Below are 19,678 nucleotides of genomic sequence, written 5' to 3'. Positions count from 1 at the left end.
GACCGGCCATGCGGACCGCCGGCAGGTCCGCATGGGTGCGGCTCGCCGGGCGCCCCGCGCTGTGGTCGGATGGGCCGGTGAGCCAGGGGACGGCAGCCGCATACGACAGCCTCGCCGCCGGACCGGCCGGTCTCCACTGGGTGGAGAGCGTGCCGGACGCGGGCCGCAGCGTCGTCGCGACCTGGTCCCTGTCCGGCGGGACGGTGCTCGGTGCGCTGCCGGTCGGCAGCCGGGTACACGCCTACGGCGGCGGCGCGTACGCCGTGGCTGGCGCGGACGTCTGGGTGGTACGCGAGCCCGACGGGCAGGTGTGGCACGCCGGATCCGGCCGCCGGCTCACCGCCTCGCCATACCCGCACGGCGGCCTGAGCAGCGGGGACGGGCTGCTGCTCGGCGTACGGGAGACCGCGACCCACGATCAGCTCGTGGCCGTCGACCCGGCGGGTGCGGGCGAGACCGTGCTGACCGAGTCCCCGTTCCTCGGCGCGGCCTGCCTCGACGGCGGCCGGCTGGCCTGGACGCGCTGGGCGGACGGCGTCATGCCGTGGGACGCGAGCGAGGTGTGGACGGCGGCATACGGCCGTGACGGGCTCCGCGACGCCGTGCGGGTGGCGGGCGGCCCGGACGAGTCGGCGGTGCAGCCGCGCTGGGGACCGGACGGCTGCCTCTACTTCCTCTCCGACCGGACCGGCTGGTGGAACCTGTACCGCCACCGGGCGGGACGCGCCGAACCCGTCGCGCCGATGGCGGCCGAGAACGCCGCGGCGCCCTGGGAGCTGGACTACGCCAACTACACCTTCCTCCCGGGCGGGCGGTTCGCGATCACGGCGCAGTCGGGGCCGGAACACCGCCTGGTGCTGGTCGAGGCCGACGGTGCCCAGCGGCTGGCCGGCCTGCCGTACACCCATCTCAAGCCCTACCTGGCGACGGTGGGCGACCGGGTGGCCGTCATCGGCGGCTCACCGGTGCGCGCCCCGGAGATCGCCCTGGTCGCCACCGACGGCACGGGCCGGGTGGAGGTGATCCGCTCCCACGAGCGGCCCGCCGGGCACCTCGCCGTGCCCGAGGTGATCCGGGTCGGCTCCGGCGCGGACCAGGTCACCGCGCTGTACTACCCGCCGCCCGGTGCAGGCCCCGCGCCGCTGATCGTGCGGCCGCACCCCGGGCCCACCCACCACAGCGCGTACCGGCTCGACGAGGACGTGCAGTTCTTCACCGGCCACGGGTTCGCGGTCGCCGACGTCGACTACCGCGGCAGCACCGGATACGGCCGCGCGTTCCGCAAGGCGCTGGACGGCCGGTGGGGGATCGCCGACGTCGCGGACTGCCGGGCCGTCGCACGGCACCTGCTCGACACGGGCCGCGCCCGGCCGGGCGCCGTGTTCGTCTCGGGAGCGAGCGCGGGCGGCTACACGGCCCTGCGCGCCGTCGGTGAGCCCGGCCCGTTCGCGATGGCGACTGCCCGCTCGGCGATCGTCGACCCCGCCGGGTGGCGCCGCACCGCGCCGCGCTTCCAGCGCCCGCACGCCGCCGTCCTCGCGCACCCGGACGCGGCGGTGCGGGCGTCCCGGTTCACCGCGCCGGCGCTGCTCGTCCACGGCACGGACGACCCGGTCGCGCCCGTCGCGGACGTGACGGCGCTCGCGGCGGCCCTCGCCGGGCGCGGCCTGCTGCAGGGGCTGCTGGAGCTGCCCGGGACCGGCCACTACCTGACCGGGCCCGCTGCCCGTGCCGCGGCGCTGGCGGAGCTGGCCGCCTACCGGTCCGTCCTGGCGCGCGCGGCCAGGTGATACACCGCGGGCGAGGGCATCGAGGTCCGCACGCGTTCGATCAGGTCCTGCACCTCGGGCAGGTCGGCGTACGGGTGCAGCTCCGCCATCATCAGCGCGACCCGGTGCTTGGCGCGGAACGACACCGTGGTGCTCGCCTGCGCGACGGCCAGCCGCCCCGCGGCGCACGCCTGCGCCACGTCGCCGGTCCGGGCCAGGCTCGATGCGAGCAGCGCGGCGTCGATCGCCCGGCGGCGCACCCGGAACGGCGGGAGCAGCCGCAGCGCCCGGATCGCCTCGTCCCGGGCGAGTTCGTAACGGCCGAGGTCGAAGTAGCAGTGTGCCTTGCCGTCGGCGAGATCGGCCTCGCCGAAGTAGCCGAGCCAGCTCGGCTCGTCCGACCGGCACCGGCGGGCCAGGTCCGCGTCCGCCTGCTGCAGGGCCGTCAGGCAGGCCCGCTCCTCGCCCCGGCGGGCGTGGGCGCGGGCCAGGGCGGTCCGCAGGACGGCGCGCACGCCCGGCCCGGCCTGGCGGGCGGTGCCGTGCAGCGCGGCGCCGGCCAGGCGGACGGCCTGCGCGCTGTCGCCGCAGTGCAGCGCCAGGTGGCCGAGGCTGACGCCGACGAGGTAGCCGCCGTAGAGGCGGTCCCCGTCCGTGGTGACGAGGTCGAGCGCGCGCAGGTAGTGCCGCTGCGCCAGGCCGTCCGCACCGATGTCGACGGCCTCGTAGCCGGCCAGCTCCAGCAGCCCCGCGGCCACCTGCGGGCTGGTGGCGAACACCTCGTCGAACGCGTCCTCCAGCACCCCGGCCACCGCCGAGTAGGCGGCGCCGCCGCCGCAGGCGTGGTCGAGTTCGCGGATGCTGCGCAAGGTCAGCTCCGCGTGGCGGCCGGCCTGCGTCTCCATGCGCCGCCGGCCGGGCCGCTGCCGGGACAGCAGCCAGTCGAGCGCCCGCTGGTCGGAGACCTCGGCGCGGTAGCCGCCGCCCTGCGGGTCGCCGCCGCGGCGCAGCCGCGCCTCGCGGGCGAGCATCGGCCACATCCGCCGCAGCGCGCCGTCGGCGCCGAACACGTCGTCGCAGCGGCCGACGAACTCCTCGCTCGGCATCCGCTGCGCGGTCTCGACCTTGCGCACCAGGTCGCGGTGCTGGAAGAGCAGCCGGCCGAGCCCGGCCTGCGACAGGCCGCGCGCCTCCCGCAGGCGCCGCAGCTCCGCGCCGAAGAAGTGCAGCGGAGACCTGGTCGGCTCCAGCTCACGCGGCCGCTGGCCCATCACACACCACCTACCTGGTCGATGAAGTTGCACCCTCGATTGTGGACGCAGAGATCGGGTTCGCGCGCCCTCGGGGCGGGCCGCGATGCGGACACCGGCCGTGTCCGCATCGGCCGCCTACCGCGGCCGCCGGGTGTGCCGTGTGCTGGACACATGCTGTTTGACAGGATTCTGCGCAGGGCCCGGCGGGGCGAGGGCGAGCACCGGCCGGACGGGGTCGCGGCCGCCGGTCCGGATCCGGGCGAGCTGCCCGACGCCGACGCGATCGCACGGTTCAACGCCGCGACGGCCTGGGCGCGCGCGGACACGCGGCTGCTCACCCTGCTCGTCGACGGGCTGCGCCGCGAGCAGTCGCCGTGACGGCGCCGCGCAACGAGCCGCTGTGGTTCGTCGCCGACGGCAGCAGGGTGGTGCTCGGCAGCGAGGTGCGGCTGGACGACGGCCCCGGCGTGTACGGCGTCGTGGTCGGCGTAGACCCGGGCCACGGCATGCCGGTCGTCGAGGTGCTCAGCGGCCCGCAGGCGGGGCAGGTGCGCCGGCTCTGGCCCGGCCAGATACCGGGCCTGCGGGGCGCCGGCTGACCGCGTTCCGGGCGCCCGGGCCGCAACAGATCCACGGCGGCGGTACAGGCGGGTACCTGCCGAATGCATAAGTTGTGCAACCCGCCTCGCCGCAGGCATGATCGGCGTGCGTTGCCCGACCGACGCGTTCGACCCCCACCTGCGGCGCCGGAAGTAGGACATCCATGTTCACCGCTGCACCCGTGCCGGCGCAGCCGCGTGTTCCGGCGCGGCTGACCCGGCTGCGGGTGCTGCTCGTCGAGGACGACGAGGGCGACGCGTTCCTGGTCGAGGAGCTGCTGCGGGAGCAGGACGCGGCGATCCAGCTGACCATCGTGCGCAGCCTGCGCGAGGCGCGCCCGCTGCTGTCGGAGGTCGACTGCATCCTGCTGGACCTGGGCCTGCCCGACGCGCAGGGCATCGACGGGCTGCGCAAGGTGCTGGCCGAGGCGCCGGGCACCGCGGTCTGCGTGCTCACCGGCCAGCAGGACACTCACGTCGGCATCGGCGCGGTCGGTGAGGGCGCCCAGGACTACCTGGTCAAGGGCCAGGTCGACGGCGCGCTGCTGGAACGATCGGTGCAGTACGCCGTGGAGCGTAAGTACGCCGAGGAGAACGCGCGGCGGCTGCGCGAGGTGGAGCTGCGCCAGGCCGAGTCGGCCCGGCTGGAGCGGGGCCTGCTGCCGCAGCCGCTGATGACCACCGACGAGCTGGCGGTGCACACCTTCTACCGGCCCGGCCGTTATGAGGCCCTGCTGGGCGGCGACTTCTTCGACGTGGTGCAGACCTGCCCGGAGACGGTGTACGCCATGATCGGCGACGTCAGCGGGCACGACGTCGACGGCGCCGCGCTCGGCGTCGAGCTGCGCGTGGCCTGGCGGGCGCTGACCCTGGCCGGGGTGCCGCAGGAGCAGACGCTAGCCGCGATGGAGCAGGTGCTCTCCAGCGAGCGCAGCCATCCGAGCACCTTCGCGACGATGGCCGTGCTGCGCATCGACGTCGCCGCCGGGCGGGCCTCGTGCTGGCTGGCCGGCCACCCGCCGCCGCTGCTGCTGCGCGACGGCCGGGTGACCGAGGTCGACGCGCCGTACGGGCTGCTGCTGGGCCTGGGCGACGCGCCGCGGGAGCGCGCCGAGGTGGAGCTGGGCCCGGAGTGGTCTCTGCTGCTCTACACCGACGGCCTGGTCGAGGGCCGGGTGGGCGACGGCACCGCGCGGCTCACCGACGACGGCCTGACCCGCCTGTGCACGGCCCGGCTGGCCCGCGGGCAGGAGATGGAGCGGCTGCCGGCGAGCCTCGTCGAGGAGGCCGAGACGCTCAACGGCGGAGCCCTGGCCGACGACGTGGCGATCGTCCTGCTCACGAAGGAAGCGAACCGGTGATCACAGTGAGGTGGAGCCACCCGCGCGGCTGGTCGCTGCGCGCTCGGATTACGGCGCTGATCAGCGCGGCGGCGGTGCTGCTGGCGCTGTTCGCGCTCGCCGCCACGGCGCTGGCCGCGGTGAACCGCGAGCAGCTGGACGTGGTGCTGAACAAGACCGGCGTGCTGCGCGTGTCCGGCGAGCAGCTGGGCATGGCGCTGCTCGACCAGGAGACCGGCATGCGGGGGTACGCCCTCAGCGGCGACGCCGCCGACCTGGGCCCCTTCCGGGACGGCCGGGAGCAGGAGGAGCAGCTCTACGCCACGATGATCCCGCTGCTGGAGGATTACCCGCAGATCCGCGGCCAGCTGGAGCGGGCGCGGCTGTCGGCGACCGCCTGGCGCACCCAGGTGGCCGAGCCCGCCATCACCAAGACGCGTGATGCCGGTCCGGAGGCGGCCCAGCAGCTGCTCAACCAGATGGACGGCAAGCAGCGGTTCGACTCCGCGCGCACCGAGCTCGCCACGCTGCAGGAGCAGATCCTCACGGAGCGCAACCGCGCCGTCGACGACGTGCGGTCCAGCAGCAACCAGCTGGTGGTGCTGCTGATCGCGGCCGGGCTGGTGATCGTCGTGCTGGGCGCCGGCCTGGTCGTGATGATCAACCGGATGGTCACGGTGCCGGTGACGCAGCTCGCGGCGCAGGTGCGCAACGTGGCCCGCGGGGCCTATGACGCGGACATCTCCGTGACCGGGGCGCCCGAGCTGGCCAGCCTGGGCCGGGACGTGAACACCATGCGCCGCCAGATCGCCGCCGACCTGCGCGAGGTGCGCCGGGCCCGCGAGGCGGTCGAGGCGATCAACCAGCAGCTGCAGGCCCAGGCGTCCGAGCTCACCCGGTCGAACCGGGACCTGGAGCAGTTCGCCTACGTCGCCTCGCACGACCTGCAGGAGCCGCTGCGCAAGGTGGCCAGCTTCTGCCAGCTGCTCCAGCGCCGCTACGCCGGCCAGCTCGACGAGCGCGCCGACCAGTACATCCTGTTCGCGGTCGACGGCGCGCAGCGCATGCAGCGCCTGATCAACGACCTGCTGGCGTTCTCCCGGATCGGGCGCAACACCAGCGGCTTCGAGCCGGTCTCGCTGGACGCCGTCATGGCGGAGGTGGCCGGGCAGGTCAACCCGGAGGACCGGTTCGGCGCCGAGGCGGTCACCTGGTCGGAGCTGCCCACCGTCTCCGGCGAGGAGGCGCTGCTGGTGACGCTGCTGGCCAACCTGGTCGGCAACTCGCTGAAGTTCCGGCGCCCGGACGTGCCGCCGCGGATCGAAGTGAGCGCGCGCCGCGACGGCGACAGCTGGGAGATCACGGTGGCGGACAACGGCATCGGCATCGAGGCCGAGTTCGCCGAGAAGATCTTCATCATCTTCCAGCGGCTGCACCCGAAGGACGCCTACCCGGGCACCGGCATGGGGCTGGCCATCGCGAAGAAGATCGTGGAGTACCACGGCGGCCGGATCTGGGTGGACGCCACCCGGACCGAGGGCGCGGCGATCCTGTTCGCGCTGCCCGTGACAGACAACACCGGTGCGGCGACGCTCCCGGTGCCGACTCAGCACAAGGAGCTGACCGCATGATGGCCGAGGACACCGACCGCCCGATCACGGTGCTGCTGGTCGAGGACGACCCGGGCGACGTGCTCATGACGCGCGAGGCGTTCGAGGAGTACAAGATGCGCAACACGCTCCACGTCGTCAGTGACGGGGTCGAGGCGCTGGCCTACCTGCGCCGCGAGGGCGAGTTCGCCGACGCGGTCATGCCGGACCTGATCCTGCTCGACCTGAACCTGCCCCGCCGCGACGGCCGGCAGGTGCTCGCCGAGATCAAGAACGACCCGGAGCTGTGCCGCATCCCGGTGGTCGTGCTCACCACCTCGCAGGCCGAGGAGGACGTGCTGCGCAGCTACCAGCTGCACGCCAACGCGTACGTGGCCAAGCCGGTGGACTTCGAGCGCTTCATCTCGGTGGTCAAGCAGATCGACGACTTCTTCGTGAGCGTGGTGCGCCTGCCCAGCCGCCGCTGACGGCCCCGGCAGGCGCACCCCGGCCTCACGGTGTGGGACCCCTGCCGAACACCAGCCGGTTGCTGCTGGGCTTGCTGAACTGGGTGTTCGGCCTGCCCTTCATGGCGTCTCGCATCGCGTACTGCACCGCCGGGTTGATCACCCGGTGCGACATCTTGTGCGTGCTCACCTGCGCCCAGTCCGGGTCGGTCTGGAAGCCGCTGATGGCCAGCAGCTTGGTGGTGATGGTCAGCGTCACCGACTTGGAGTTGTCGGTGGTGCCGGTCTTGCCGGCGATCCACTTGCCGATGATCTCCTTGGAGTCGCGGGCCGTGGTCCCGTTGCAGCGGCCGTAGAGCGACTGGTCACCCAGCGGGCAGCGGGCCGCGTCGATCGCGGCGCGGGCCACGTCGACGGGCAGGTTCTGCTTGCAGCGCGGGTTGCCCGCGGCCACCTGCACGCCGTGCCGGTCGGTGATCTTCTCGACCGGGATCGGCTCGCAGTAGACGCCGTCGGCGGCCAGCGTCGCGAACGCGTTGGCGATCTGCAGCGGGGTGTGGTCGGAGGCGCCCAGGGTGAACGGGCCCCACAGCTCGGGGCGCTCGTTGGCCCAGTAGGCGTCGTCCATCGTGGCGCGCGGGTTGTCGTAGAAGGTCAGGCCCATGCGCTTGGCGGTGTCGATGACCCGCGCACCGCCGACCCGCTCGAACAGTGGCACGAAGTACGTGTTGACGGAGTTGCCGAAGCCGGTCCACATGTTCTGGCTGCCCCAGGCACGCCCGCCCGAGTTGGTGGGGCACCAGTGGCCGCCGCAGCTCGGGCTGCCGGTGATCCGGGTGCGGGACACGTACGGAGCCCGCGTGTTGATGTTGTAGTTCAGCGGGTAGCCCTTCTCCAGGGCCGCTACCAGCGTGAAGATCTTCATGACCGAGCCGGCCTGGTAGCCGCCCAGGTCCGGCCCGCCGGACATCAGCGGGTTGGTCGTGTTCGGGTAGGTGCCGCGGACGCCGCGCCGGGCCAGCGCGGGGTTGGAGTGCTTGCCGTTGGCCGGCTTGGTCTTGCTGTCCAGCCGGAAGTTGCGGTTGGTGGCCAGGCCGCGCACCTTGCCGGAGCCGGGCTCGACCGCGGCCAGCATGACCGCGTCGGACTTCCACTTCCACTTGCCGCCGTCGAGGTCGGGGTTGCGGTTGAGGGAGCGGTCGATGCTGCGGTCCATCGCCGACTGCGTGGTCGGGTCCAGCGAGCTGACGATCCGGTATCCGCCGGACTTGAGCTGGCGCTCCCGCTCGTACGGCGTCGTGCCGAACGCGTCCTGCTCGTTCCACCAGCGCTGGAAGAAGTCGCAGAAGAAGCCCCACTTGATGTTGGACGCCTGCACGCAGCCGTTCGGGGTGCTGGCGCCGACCACCTTCAGCTCCTCGGCCTTGGCCGCCGCGGCCTGCTCCAGGGTGAGCGCCTTGGTCTGCACCATCTCGTCCAGCACGTAGTCGCGCCGGGACACGGCCAGGTCCTTGCCGCGCAGGCTCTGCGCGTCGAAGTCGCCGGGGAACTTCACCAGCGCCGCGATGAACGCGGCCTCGGCGGCGGTGAGGTCCTTGGGCTCCTTGTCGAAGTACACCTTCGCGGCGGCGAAGATGCCGTAGGCGCGGTTGCCGAAGTACGCCGTGTTCAGGTAACCCTCGAGGATGTCGTCCTTGGACAGCTTCTCCTCGATGGCCAGCGCGTATCGCATCTCCCGGATCTTGCGCCAGGCGGTGTCCTCGGTGGCGTCCACGACCTCCTGCGCGGTGGTCGCCGAGTACGAGATGGTGAGCCGCACGTACTGCATGGTCAGGGTGGAGGCGCCCTGCTCGACGCTGCCGGCGCGCTTGTTGGCGATGAACGCCCGCGCGATGCCCTTCACGTCGACGCCGATGTGCTTGTAGAAGTTCTGGTCCTCGGCGGCCAGCACGGCCTGCCGCACCACGGGCGGCACCTGCGACAGCGGGATGTCGCGCCGGTTCTCGTCGTACATGGTGGCGAGCAGGGTGGTGCCGTTGCTCGCGTAGACGTAACTGAGCTGCGGCGAGGTGTTGATCATCAGCTCATCGGGCAGCTCGCCCAGCTCGTAGCCGCCGATCTGGGCCGCGAAGCCGGTCAGCGCCAGACCGGGGAACGCGGCCGCGGCCACGATGACCCCGGCGAGCACGCCGCACAGCAGCATGGCGGAGACGTCGATGAGAATCCTGCGAATGCGTACACGCATGCGGCCACCGCCTCGGATCACGTGCTGGGCTCAAGGGTCGCACACGCGCACGACAATTCCTTGCGCCGCGAAACAACGTGGTGACCACCCTGCAACGTCGGCGTGGCGAGATCTTCAGTTGATCTGCCCGGCGCTGTCAAGTACCCGTCCGGAGTGGATCCCCGGTCGGCGGATCGGGCCAGGTAGCAGCCGTTTGACGAGCTGGTCGGCGGCGATCGCCACGGCCAGGCCCGCTGCGGCGTCCGCCGTGTAGTGGTAGCGGGTGTAGACCACTGAGACGGTGAGCCCGACCGTGGGCAGCAGCAGCCACCGGAACGCGGCACGTCCCTGGATGCGGCGCACCGCCAGGCAGACCGCCCACGCCCCGGCGACGTGCGCGGACGGGAAGCAGGTGCCCACCGGGTCGGCGTGGGCCATGAGGAACTGCTGCGCGGGCGCGAGGACATACCCCTGGAGCACCGGCGGATCCAGCCGTCCGGCGAGCGAATGGACCGGCCCTCGCACCGGCAGCAGCACGAACCCGAGATAGCAGGTGTACACGGCCGCGCTGACGGTGGTGACCAGCCGCGCCAGGTCGTCCAGCCGGCGGCGCGCCAGCAGCAGCACCGGGGGCACCACGATGTACAGGTAGTAGCTCACGTAGCAGGCGTAGAACAGCTCGGTGAGCGGCCGTGACGCGAACGTGCCGACTCGGTCGGCGGGGTGGCCGCCCCACAGCGCGGTCTCGAACCGGTTCATCGCGTCGTCGAGGTAGCGCCCGTGCAGGGACAGGACCATGCCACCGGTCATGGTGTACAGCAGCGGCGCGCACACGAGTGGATACGTCAGCCGCAGCGCGGTCAGCACGCGGTCGTGCGGTCGGCGGCGATACGCGGCGAGCAGTCCCGCGATCGCGGCCGCCGTCGCCGCGTATCCGATCAGGTAAAGACCCCAGCCCGCCACCCGGTCGTGCCCGGCCGCGACGATGAGCGCGGCCGCCGCCAGGTAGCCGAGCACGATGACGTCGAGCGCCCGCAGGGCCGGCCCGGGAACGACCGGCCCGCCCGAGGTCGTCCGCTCCCGGGGCCGCCCCGCGAGCCGGTCCGCGTCAGGAATGACGTGCACCTGATGAACAGTACCCGTTAACCGACGCGCAAAACGACGCAACTATAGCTGGAATAAGGGACTTCAGCCCCGATTTCGCCCAGAGTGCCGCGTCCCGCTAAGGGAGATCGCCGTCTCGTGTCCGAAGGCGGGGTCTGGCCGCAGGTTCGGACACGAGACGGCGATCTTGCCGCCGTTACTGGAACCGGGTGCCCGCGAGCGGGCTGACGGTGCCGTCGTAGATCACGGTGGGGCTGTCGGTCCTGAGGGCCGACGGGGCCGCCAGGGCGCCGGCCGGGGCGATCGGCAGCTTCAGCACGCTGCCGGCCAGGTCGACGGTGACCGTGGCCCCGGTCGAGTGCGCCGTGACGAACTCCGGGTCGGTGAGCGTCAGCACCAGGCCGAGGCGCTGCCCGGCCGGGATGACCTGGTCGATCGGGCGCAGCTTCCACGTGATCGTGTAATAGGTGCTGGTGTTCATCGGAGTGGTGGCGGTCAGCGAGTCCCGGTGCTGCCCGTCCATCCAGCCCCGGGACAGCACCTGGTACGCCGCGCTGGACACGACCTTGGCGGTGTCCTTGTAGCAGGCGTCGTCGGTGCTCGACGACGCGCCCCAGCACGACTGGGTGGTCAGCGTGCTGATGCCCTCACCCGAGCTGCGGTAGTTGACCCGGGTCGCGGTGCCGTACGTGACGAGCTTGGCGGTCAGCGTGGTCGTCGCCTTGCTCGACCGCACCCGCACCGTGATCGTCGGCGTGCCGGAGATGCGCAGGTCCGAGGTGAGCACCGGCGTCTGGTACACCTTGCGCCCGGTGCGCGCCGTGGTCGGCGAGCTGACCGCGTTGGCCTCGCTCAGCGACGGCGCGTCGGTCAGCGACAGGCTGCCCGACCCGGCCCCGGAGGAGGCCAGCGTGCCCGGGTCGCCGGTGCCCTGCAGCACGTAGTTCGCCGTGGCGGTGCCCGACGGCGGCCACAGGGTGCTCGTCTGCCACACGTCCGCGGCCCGCTCCACGTCGGCCATCGGCTCGCCCATGATGCCGTTGTCGATGCCCAGCAGCCAGTAGTCGAACCAGCGGTGCAGCGTGGACACCCAGGTCGCGCGCCGGAAGTCGAACGGGTCGACGTGGCCCTCCTGCGACAGCCAGATCTTGCGCGGCACGTTGTTGGCGGCCAGCGCGTCCCACCACTGCCCGAAGTGGACGCCCTGCACGTTGAGGTCGTTCTGGCCGTGCACCACGAACACGCTCGCCCGCACGGATGCGGCGGCGGTGACGAAGTTGCGCGCGGCCCAGAACGAGTTGTAGTTGCCGGTGCTCGCGGCGTGGCCGCTGCTCAGCGCGCCGGCCACGGCCGAGCAGGTGCCCGACGGGCGGCTGTTGACCAGCGAGTGCAGGCTCGGCACCGAGCTGACCTTCGGGTTCACCATGCCGTTGGCCCGGTTGTAGTCGTACCAGCTGGAGATGGACCCGATCGGCACGATGGTGGCCAGGCCCTGCACGCCGGTCGCGGCGACCCCGTTGGCGACCGTGCCGTCCCACGACTTGCCGATCATGCCGACCTTGCCGGTGCTCCAGCCCGTCGCGCTGACCACGGCCCCGGCGGCGTTGCGGCCGGTGACGCGGCCGTTCAGCCAGTCGATGACGGCCTTGGCGCCCTGCACCTCCGCGGCACCGCCGACGTCCTCGCAGCCCGTCGAGCGGCTGGTGCCGGACAGGTCGGCGGCGATGAAGGCGTACCCGCGCGGCACGAAGTAGTTGTCGTAGTACAGCGGGAACCTGCTGACCGTGCCGTCGCCCGCGTACACCTTCTTCTCGGACTCGTTGCCGCGCCCGCAGCACTGGTAGTAGGGCGAGGCGTCCATGATGACGGGCACCTTGACCCCGGCCGCGGCGGCCTCGCGGGGGCGGATGATGTCCGCGACGATCTTGTCACGGATGCCGTCGCCGTCGTTGTCGAGCGGCGACTCGACGTAGACGGTCTCGCGGATCGCGGTGGCGTAGTCGTAGATCGGGTCGCTGAGCAGCGCGACGGGGGCGGCGTTGGCGGGTGTCGCCAGCACGGTGGTGCCGAGCAGGGCGAGCACGCACAGCAGGGGTATGCGACGCATCGGCACATGCTTTCATCGCTATACGTCGCTGTCTACGGGCCGCGCCAGCGGTCGTTGACCGCTACTTCGGGTCAGAAGGTGGGGCCAGACCACACTTTCTGCCACGAAGCAGCGATCTTCGCCCACCGGTCGCGGGCGGGCTACCCGGAGCGGCGGCCCGACCAGGCCCGCCATAGCTCGGCGTAGCGGCCGCCGGGGGCCGCGCGCAGCTCGTCGTGGGTGCCGCTCTCGACGATGCGGCCGCCTTCCAGCACCACCACCTGGTCGGCGAGCGCGGCCTGGGTGAGCCGGTGGGCGACCAGCAGGCCCGTGCGCCCGTCCAGCGCGGCGGCGACCGACGCCTCCAGCACCCGCGCCCCGGCGCTGCCCGCCTCGGCGGTGGCCTCGTCCAGCACGGCCACGGCCGGATCGGCCAGCACCAGCCGGGCCAGGGCGAGCTGCTGGGCTTGGGCGGCGGTGAGCCGGTGCCCGCCCTCACCGACCACCGTGGACAGCCCGTCCGGCAGCGCCTGCACCCACTCGGCCGCGCCGACCTTGTCCAGCGCCGCGAGCAGCTGCTCGTCGGCCGCGGCGGGCTCGGCCAGGCGCAAATCTTCGGCGAGGGTGCCCGCGAAGACGTGCACCTCCTGCGTGATCAGCGCGACCGCGCGGCGGCCGGCCGGGTCGAGGTCGCCCAGGCCCACGCCGCCGACCCGGATGCGCCCGGCGGTCGGCTCGTGTACGCCCGCGACCAGTCCCGCCAGAGTGCTCTTGCCCGCGCCGCTGGCACCGACCAGCGCCACCCGCCGCCCGGCCGGCACCGCGACGCTCACGTCGTGCAGCACCGGCCGGTCCGCGTCGTACGCGTGCGTGACCCCGTCGGCGTGCAGCGACGCGTCGGCGGGGGAGCGCGGCGCGGGCGGCGCGGCGGGTTCGGGCAGCTCGGCGACACCGACCAGGCGCGCCAGCGCGGCGTACGCGGCCTGCACGTCGTCGATCAGCCCCAGCGCGGTGTTGATCGGCGTGAACAGGTGGTGGAAGTACAGCGCCGCCGCGGTCGCCGTGCCGATGCTCACCTCACCGGCGCGCACCAGCAGGAATCCGGTGACCAGCACCGCGCCCAGGCCGATGAACTCGGCGAGGTTGAGCCGGGCGTAGAAGCGGGTGACCAGGTTGACGCCGCGCATGGTCAGCTCGACGGCCTCCTGCGAGCGGCCGCTGACCAGGTCGAGGTGCCGCTCGCGGCGGCGCAGCGCACGCACCGTCGCGGCCCCGCCGATGGTCTCCAGCAGCTGCTGCTGCTGTGCGCCGACGGCGACCCGCTGGCGGGCGTACACGGGCAGCGCGCGGCCCGCGTACCAGCGCACGGTGTGCAGCTGCACCGGGACGGCGAGCAGCGCGGCGAGCAGCAGCCGCCAGTCGAGCACGCCCAGCCCGGCCAGGGTCAGCACGATGGCGAGCAGCGAACGGCCCAGCTCCGGCAGCCCGCTGCGGACCACGGACGCGACGGCGCTGAGGTCGTTGCCGGCCCGGGAGGTCAGGTCGCCCGACCCGGCCCGCTCCACCCGGCCCAGCGGCAGCCGCAGCGCCCGGTCGAGGAACCGTTCCCGCAGCTCGGCGAGCGCACCCTCCCCAAGCCTCGCGACCAGTGTGAGCCCGTAGGCCGTCAGTGCGCCGGACACCACCGCCACGACGGCCAGCGCCACCACGGGGGTGGTCAGCGCGCCTGCTGGGCGGCCCTGGCTGACCAGGTCCACGAGGTGGCCGAGCAGTGGCGCGACGGTCAGCCCGATCGCGGTGGCGGTGGTGAGCACCAGCAACCCGGCCCCGGCCAGCCCACGGCGGGGCCGCAGCAGCGCGCGCAGCGCACGCAGCGTCTCCCGGCCGCCCGCGACCGGCAGCAGCTCCCGCCGCTCGGTCACGGCGTTTTGTGGGACGGTCACGCTGGGGGCGGTCATGCCTGCTCCTCGGCTCGTTCGCCGCGCGTCCCCACGGCGGCTCCTCCGCAGTGGTGGCGCGGCATGCTCAGGGCTGCTGCTCGGTCACGGCGGGCGCTGCTGCCGGGCCCTCGGCTTGGCCGTGGCGTGCGCATGCGGGTTGCCGCCTGGTCGCGGCGCGTGCTCATGCGAGCACCGCCGCGCGGTAGGCGGCGTGCTCGTGGACGAGCTGGTCGTGGGTGCCGGAGGCGGTGACGGCGCCGCCGTCGACGAGGTGCACGGTGTCGGCGGTGGACAGCAGCGCGGGGCTGGTCGTGATGACCACGGTCGTGCGGCCCTCGCGCAGGCGGCGTACGCCCTGGGCGATGCGGGACTCGGTGACCGCGTCCACGGCCGTGGTCGGCTCGTGCAGCACCAGCACCGGCGGGTCGGCGGCCAGCGCGCGGGCCAGGGCCACGCGCTGGCGCTGCCCGCCGGACAGGGTCCGGCCCTGCTCGCCGACCAGCCCGTCCAGCCCGCCCGGCAGTGCCGCCGCGACCTCGTCGGCGGCCGACGCGGCGAGCGCCCGAGCCAGCCGCCCGCCGTCACCTGCGCCATCGCGCGGGGCCGGCACGCGGTGTTCGGTCGGCGCGGGGTCGATGTCGGCGCGCAAGGTGCCCTCGAACAGGTCCGCGTCGTGCGCGGCGACGAGCAGCGCGGCGCGTACCGCATCGGGGTCCACGCCCGACAGGTCGAGGCCGTCGAGGGTGACGGTGCCCCGGGCGGGCTCGCGCTCGCGGCTCAGGCAGGCCACCAGGGCGTCGGCGTGAGCGGGGTCGGTGGTGACGATGCCGACGAACGCCCCCGCGGGCACGTCCAGGTCCAGGCCGTCCAGCCCGGCGTGGGTGAGCCCGTGCACGGTCACCTGGCCCTTCACCGGGCCGGGCAGCTCCGCGTCACCGCCCACGGCTGGCGGGGAGCTCAGCACCTCGGCGATCCGGCCCGCGCTGCCGCGGCCCTGGGCCAGCTCGCCGTTGACCCAGACCATCAAGGACAGCGGGCCGGTCAGGTACTGCGCCATGCCGACCGCGGCGACCAGCGCGCCGATGCTGATGTCGCCGTCGGCGGCCAGCCTGCCGCCGAGCAGCGCGACCAGCGCGAGGAACAGGCCGTTGACGGCCAGCAGGGTGCCGTCGTGGCGGGCCTTGGCCCCGGCGGCGTGCAGCGTCGCGGTCAGTGCGGCGCGGCTGCTGAGCCGGTAGCGGTCGGCGGCGGCCCGCTCCGCGCCGATGCCCTTGAGCACGCGCAGCCCGCCGACCAGGTCGGCAGCGAGCCCGGCGGCGTGGGCGGCGCGTTCCTGCTCCTCCTCGCTGCGCCGCTGGAGGGGGCGGCCGAGCAGGTGGGCCAGCAGCATCATCAGCGGCGTGCCGAGCAGCACCAGCAGGCCGAGCGGCAGCGACACCCGCAGCAGCGCGATCGCGCCGACGGCCAGGCCCGCGATCGCGGCCACGCCGAGCGGCAGCACCAGCGCGACCATGCCGACCCGGCCCGCGTCGCCGGTGGCGATGCTGGCCAGCGCGCCGGGCAGGCGGCCGGTGTCGGCGCCGCCGCGCGGGTCGAGGACCCGTTCGGTGACGCGTACCCGCAGCCGGTGCCCGGCCTGCTCGGCGGCGCGCTCACCGAGCCGGGCGCCGAACCGGAAACTGAACGACAGCGTGACGAACACCGCCGCCAGCACGCCGATCCACAGCAGCAGCGACTCCGGCGAGCCGGTGCCCACGGCCCGGTCCACCACCACGCCGATCACCACCGGGACCAGGGCCTCGCCGGCCTGGTGCCCGGTGCTGAGCACGGCGCTGCCGGTGATCCGGCCCGCCTGCTCGCGCAGGGCCCGGCGCAGCACGCGGCCGCCGGTGAGCTGGGACATGTCCACTCCTTCAGGGGTGCGGCGGCGGGCCGCGGGGTTGGCGGGCGCCCGGTCCGTGGGCTGCCCGCGATGCGCGTCGGGGCCGGTCACGGGGCCGGCACCGGTCAGCCGCAGTGGGTCGTGGCCAGCCGGACCAGGGTCGCGCTCACCTGCGCCACCTCGTCGACCGGCACGTACTCGTCGGGGGCGTGGGCGAGGTCGATGTCGCCCGGTCCGTACTGGACCGCCGGGATGCCCGCCGCGGCGAGCAGCCGCAGGTCGCTGCCGTACGGCGCGCCCCAGCGGGCCGGTTCGGTGCCGGTCGCGGCGGCCAGCGCCTCGGTCAGGGCCGGGTCGGGGTTGCGGGCGGGGGCGAACTGCCCGCCCCACCACTCGACCGTCACCGGGTGCGCGGCCAGCCACGGGTCGGCGGCGCAGGCCGCGGCGACGGCCGCCTCCAGCGCAGCCTTGGCCCGCGCCGGGCTCTCGTCCAGCGCCACGCCGTAGCGGCCCTCGGCGACCAGCTCGCCGGGCACCGAGGACGACCAGTCGCCCGCGTGCACGGTGCCGATCTCCAGCGCGTACGGCAGGTCCCAGGCGTGCATCAGCGGGTCGACGTCGCGGTTGCGGGCCGCCTCCAGCTCGCGCAGCGCGGCGAAGACGGGCAGGAACTTCTCCACCGCGCTGACGCCTCCGGTCCGGCGGGCGGCGTGGGTGGACTGTCCGGTCACGCGCAGCCGGAAGGTCAGCGCCCCGGCGTTGGCGGGCACCACGGCCAGGCCGGTCGGCTCGGGGATGACGCACGCGTCGGCCCGCCAGCCGCGATCGAGCAGCCCGTACGTGCCCAGGCCGCCGTCCTCCTCGCCCACCACGCAGGCGACCAGCACGTCGCCGCGCAGCCTGGCCTGCCTGAGCTGCTTGACCGCGAGCAGCGCGGCGACCAGGCCGCCCTTCATGTCGCAGGCGCCCCGGCCGTAGACGCGGCCCTGCTCGACCCGGCCGGAGAACGGGTCGTCCGTCCACGCCGCCAGGTCGCCGGGCGGCACCACGTCGACGTGCCCGTTGAACATCAGCGACCGGCCGCCACCCGTGCCGGGCAGGCGCCCGACCAGCCCGTACGCGCGCTCGCGCGGCACCTCCATGCCCGGGAACGCGGGATCGGCGGTGAGCCGCTCCAGCGGCAGCTCCCAGAGGTCGACCTCCAGGCCGGTCTCGCGCATCCACTCGGCGAGCATCGCCTGGATGCCCGCCTCGGCCGGGGTCCCGCCCACACTCGGCACGCGGACGAGTTCGGACAGCAGTTCGGTCAGCTCGGTCACGACGGGAAGTGTCCCAGGTAGCCGCCCATGGTCCGGAACAGGTCGGTGGCGGCCAGCTCGGTGCCGTCGTCGAGGCGTACCCGCTCGATGACCAGGCCCTTGCTCTTCCCCCGCCGTGCCTCGGCGCCCGCGACGATCGCGACGCCGTCGCCCTCGCGGTAGAAGACCCGGCCCGGGGTGCCGCCGTACACGGCCTGCGAGACCGACGCCTTGACGACGCGGACGCGCTGCCCCCGGTAGTAGGTGTACGCGTTCGGGTACGGGTCGCACTGGGCGCGGACCAGGCGGTCCAGCTCCTCGGCGGTCCACGTCCAGTCGATGCGCAGGTCCTCGTCGGCGCGCTTGTGGAAGAAGCTGGCCTGGGTACGGTCCTGCGGGGTCCAGTCGGTGCGCCCGGAGGCGATCAGGCGCAGGCCCTCGACGGTGATCGGGCCGAACAGGTCGAGCGTCTTGTGGAACAGGTCGACGGTGGTGTCGCGCTCGCCGACGGGCACCGGCCACTGCAGCACGATGTCGCCCGCGTCGAGGGTGTCGTCCATCATGTGCGCGGTGACGCCGACCTCGGGCTCACCGTTGAGCAGCGCCCAGATCAGCGGCGAGAACCCGGCGTACTTCGGCAGCAGCGAGTCGTGGATGTTCAGCGTGCCGTGGCGGGGCAGGTTGAAGATGTGCGGCGGGATCCAGGTGCGCCAGTTGGTGGCCACGATGACGTCCGGCTCCGCCTCCTTGAGCTGCGTGAACAGCTCGTCGTCGTCGGGCCGGCTCCGCTCCAGCATGGGTACGCCGTGGGCGACGGCCAGTTCGGCGACGGAGTCGCTCCAGATGCGCTCGTATGCGTGGTCGCTCTTCGGATGCGTGACGACGAGGACGACCTCCAGATCCGGCGCCTCCAGCAGCGCTTGGAGCGTGCGGTGGCCCCAGGTCTGATATCCGAACATCGCGGCCCGCATGGGGTGCCTCCTCAAACAACCGTCAATATAGGCAAGCCTTACCTAAGCAACCTTAATGTAGCCCCTGCCCCCTCCCCGCGGAAGGGTCACCGTCCCCGCCGGACGGAGGCGTATGACAGGCCTGGTTGACGTTTTCCGTACTCGCGTTGACGGGGCGCCCGGACCGGGTAATGGTGATCACATGGCCCGTGACGGTGAGACGCGCGACGGCGTGGAGCTGACCAACCTCGACCAGCCCCTGTTCGACGGGGCCGGGGCGACCAAACGCGACCTGGTGGACTACCTGGACGCGGTGCACGAGCGGATGGTCCCCGTGCTGCGCGACCGGCCGCTGTCGGTGATGCGGGTCCGCCCGGGGCAGCCGCCGTTCATGCAGAAGAACCTGCCCAAGTACACGCCGGACTGGGTGCGCTCGGTGACGGTGTGGGCCGAGGCGTCGCACCGCGACGTCACCTACGCCCTCTGCGACGACCGGCGCACCCTGATCTGGTTCGCCAACCAGCGCGCGGTCGAGTACCACGCCGCGCTGGCCCTGGCCTCGGCGCCGGACCGGCCGACCCACCTCATCCTCGACCTCGACCCGCCGGAGGGCGCGCACTTCGACCTGGCGGTGCAGGGCGCCCTGCTGGTACGCCGTGCGCTGGCCGGCTGCGGGCTGGACGGCGCGGTCAAGACCAGCGGCAGCAAGGGCGTGCACGTGTTCGTGCCGCTGGACGGCGCCGCCGGTCCCGAGGACGTCGCCGCCGCGACCCGGGCCGTGGCCGCCCGCGCCGAACGCCTCGACCCGCAGCTGGCCACCACCGCGTTCATCCGCGAGGACCGCCACGGCAAGGTCTTCCTCGATGCGACCCGCTCCGGCGGCGCCACGGTCGTGGCGGCCTACAGTCCCCGGATCCGCCCCGGCCTGCCGGTGTCGTTCCCGGTGTCCTGGTCCGAGGTGGAGAACGTCACCCCCGCCGACTTCACCGTGCGCACCGTGCCCGGCCTGGTCGCCGAGCGCGACCCGTGGGCGGACTGCATGCCCGCCCCGCAGGCGCTGCCCGCCGACCTGGTCGAGGAGGGCCACACCATCCCCATCGCCCGCGTCCAGGCCATGCACGAGGGCAAACGCCGCGCCAAAGCCAAACGCGAAGCCGGCCCCACCGACGCCTGACCG

At 73.5% G+C, this 19,678-nt stretch carries 15 protein-coding genes; 7 read left to right on the top strand and 8 right to left on the bottom strand.

Annotation, left to right across the window (positions count from 1 at the left end; genetic code table 11):
- Positions 1 to 77: 77 nt before the first annotated feature.
- Positions 78 to 1,790 carry a S9 family peptidase gene (locus Cba03nite_RS09915; RefSeq protein WP_239125609.1) on the top strand — a complete coding sequence of 571 codons (1,713 nt, stop codon included), beginning with the start codon at positions 78 to 80 and terminating at the stop codon, positions 1,788 to 1,790.
- Here the strand turns inward: Cba03nite_RS09915 and Cba03nite_RS40265 are convergent.
- Entirely contained in the window at positions 1,757 to 3,040 is a 1,284-nt protein-coding gene (locus Cba03nite_RS40265; protein WP_203744441.1) for a helix-turn-helix domain-containing protein, read from the bottom strand. The genes Cba03nite_RS09915 and Cba03nite_RS40265 overlap by 34 nt on opposite strands.
- A gap of 153 nt (positions 3,041 to 3,193) precedes the next feature.
- Here Cba03nite_RS40265 and Cba03nite_RS09905 point away from each other — a divergent pair, with 153 nt between their 5' ends.
- From Cba03nite_RS09905 to Cba03nite_RS09885, 5 genes are all read left to right on the top strand, one after another.
- Positions 3,194 to 3,400 (top strand): hypothetical protein, encoded by a 207-nt coding sequence (locus Cba03nite_RS09905; protein ID WP_203744439.1) that lies wholly within the window; start codon positions 3,194 to 3,196, stop codon positions 3,398 to 3,400.
- Positions 3,397 to 3,621 carry a hypothetical protein gene (locus Cba03nite_RS09900; protein ID WP_203744437.1) on the top strand — a complete coding sequence of 75 codons (225 nt, stop codon included), beginning with the start codon at positions 3,397 to 3,399 and terminating at the stop codon, positions 3,619 to 3,621. The genes Cba03nite_RS09905 and Cba03nite_RS09900 overlap by 4 nt, the downstream gene beginning before the upstream one ends.
- Before the next feature lie 164 nt (positions 3,622 to 3,785).
- On the top strand, positions 3,786 to 4,982 hold the full coding sequence (locus tag Cba03nite_RS09895) for a PP2C family protein-serine/threonine phosphatase (protein ID WP_203744435.1): 1,197 nt from the start codon (positions 3,786 to 3,788) through the stop codon (positions 4,980 to 4,982).
- Positions 4,979 to 6,592, top strand: coding sequence for a sensor histidine kinase (locus tag Cba03nite_RS09890; protein WP_239125608.1), 1,614 nt, complete (start codon positions 4,979 to 4,981; stop codon positions 6,590 to 6,592). Before Cba03nite_RS09895 ends, Cba03nite_RS09890 begins: the two co-directional genes overlap by 4 nt.
- Positions 6,592 to 7,038, top strand: a complete 447-nt coding sequence (locus Cba03nite_RS09885) for a response regulator (RefSeq protein ID WP_203744794.1) — start codon at positions 6,592 to 6,594, stop codon at positions 7,036 to 7,038. The genes Cba03nite_RS09890 and Cba03nite_RS09885 overlap by 1 nt, the downstream gene beginning before the upstream one ends.
- 25 nt (positions 7,039 to 7,063) lie before the next feature.
- Here the strand turns inward: Cba03nite_RS09885 and Cba03nite_RS09880 are convergent, their stop codons facing one another.
- From Cba03nite_RS09880 to Cba03nite_RS09850, 7 genes are all read right to left on the bottom strand, one after another.
- Positions 7,064 to 9,262: a transglycosylase domain-containing protein gene (locus tag Cba03nite_RS09880; protein WP_203744433.1), complete on the bottom strand. Its 2,199-nt coding sequence runs from the start codon at positions 9,260 to 9,262 to the stop codon at positions 7,064 to 7,066.
- A 114-nt stretch (positions 9,263 to 9,376) separates the two neighbouring features.
- On the bottom strand, positions 9,377 to 10,366 hold the full coding sequence (locus Cba03nite_RS09875; protein ID WP_203744431.1) for a phosphatase PAP2 family protein: 990 nt from the start codon (positions 10,364 to 10,366) through the stop codon (positions 9,377 to 9,379).
- Positions 10,367 to 10,541: 175 nt separating this feature from the next.
- On the bottom strand, positions 10,542 to 12,452 hold the full coding sequence (locus Cba03nite_RS09870; RefSeq protein WP_203744429.1) for a Xaa-Pro dipeptidyl-peptidase: 1,911 nt from the start codon (positions 12,450 to 12,452) through the stop codon (positions 10,542 to 10,544).
- 140 nt (positions 12,453 to 12,592) lie between these two features.
- Positions 12,593 to 14,389 carry an ABC transporter ATP-binding protein gene (locus Cba03nite_RS09865; RefSeq protein ID WP_203744427.1) on the bottom strand — a complete coding sequence of 599 codons (1,797 nt, stop codon included), beginning with the start codon at positions 14,387 to 14,389 and terminating at the stop codon, positions 12,593 to 12,595.
- 163 nt (positions 14,390 to 14,552) lie between these two features.
- Positions 14,553 to 16,274: an ABC transporter transmembrane domain-containing protein gene (locus tag Cba03nite_RS09860; RefSeq protein WP_203744425.1), complete on the bottom strand. Its 1,722-nt coding sequence runs from the start codon at positions 16,272 to 16,274 to the stop codon at positions 14,553 to 14,555.
- A gap of 104 nt (positions 16,275 to 16,378) precedes the next feature.
- Positions 16,379 to 17,572 carry an ArgE/DapE family deacylase gene (locus Cba03nite_RS09855; RefSeq protein ID WP_203744423.1) on the bottom strand — a complete coding sequence of 398 codons (1,194 nt, stop codon included), beginning with the start codon at positions 17,570 to 17,572 and terminating at the stop codon, positions 16,379 to 16,381.
- Positions 17,569 to 18,522, bottom strand: a complete 954-nt coding sequence (locus tag Cba03nite_RS09850; protein ID WP_203744421.1) for a methionyl-tRNA formyltransferase — start codon at positions 18,520 to 18,522, stop codon at positions 17,569 to 17,571. Before Cba03nite_RS09850 ends, Cba03nite_RS09855 begins: the two co-directional genes overlap by 4 nt.
- A 181-nt stretch (positions 18,523 to 18,703) precedes the next feature.
- On the opposite strand from Cba03nite_RS09850, the gene ligD reads away from it, so the two are divergent.
- Entirely contained in the window at positions 18,704 to 19,675 is a 972-nt protein-coding gene (ligD, locus tag Cba03nite_RS09845) for a non-homologous end-joining DNA ligase (protein WP_203744419.1), read from the top strand.
- Positions 19,676 to 19,678: the final 3 nt, after the last annotated feature.

The sequence above is a fragment of the Catellatospora bangladeshensis genome, assembly GCF_016862575.1.
In the GTDB taxonomy this organism is placed as follows: domain Bacteria; phylum Actinomycetota; class Actinomycetes; order Mycobacteriales; family Micromonosporaceae; genus Catellatospora; species Catellatospora bangladeshensis.
The sequence above is the reverse complement of the archived record's forward strand: the minus strand, read 5'-3'. Positions and strand labels throughout refer to the sequence as shown.

Coding starts and splice junctions, on each gene's coding strand:
- Cba03nite_RS09865 (WP_203744427.1), bottom strand. CDS start 14,389: ATGACCGCCCCCAGCGTGACCGTCCCACAAAACGCCGTGACCGAGCGG.
- ligD (WP_203744419.1), top strand. CDS start 18,704: ATGGCCCGTGACGGTGAGACGCGCGACGGCGTGGAGCTGACCAACCTC.
- Cba03nite_RS09885 (WP_203744794.1), top strand. CDS start 6,592: ATGGCCGAGGACACCGACCGCCCGATCACGGTGCTGCTGGTCGAGGAC.
- Cba03nite_RS09880 (WP_203744433.1), bottom strand. CDS start 9,262: ATGCGTGTACGCATTCGCAGGATTCTCATCGACGTCTCCGCCATGCTG.
- Cba03nite_RS40265 (WP_203744441.1), bottom strand. CDS start 3,040: ATGGGCCAGCGGCCGCGTGAGCTGGAGCCGACCAGGTCTCCGCTGCAC.
- Cba03nite_RS09870 (WP_203744429.1), bottom strand. CDS start 12,452: ATGCGTCGCATACCCCTGCTGTGCGTGCTCGCCCTGCTCGGCACCACC.
- Cba03nite_RS09905 (WP_203744439.1), top strand. CDS start 3,194: ATGCTGTTTGACAGGATTCTGCGCAGGGCCCGGCGGGGCGAGGGCGAG.
- Cba03nite_RS09860 (WP_203744425.1), bottom strand. CDS start 16,274: ATGTCCCAGCTCACCGGCGGCCGCGTGCTGCGCCGGGCCCTGCGCGAG.
- Cba03nite_RS09850 (WP_203744421.1), bottom strand. CDS start 18,522: ATGCGGGCCGCGATGTTCGGATATCAGACCTGGGGCCACCGCACGCTC.
- Cba03nite_RS09895 (WP_203744435.1), top strand. CDS start 3,786: ATGTTCACCGCTGCACCCGTGCCGGCGCAGCCGCGTGTTCCGGCGCGG.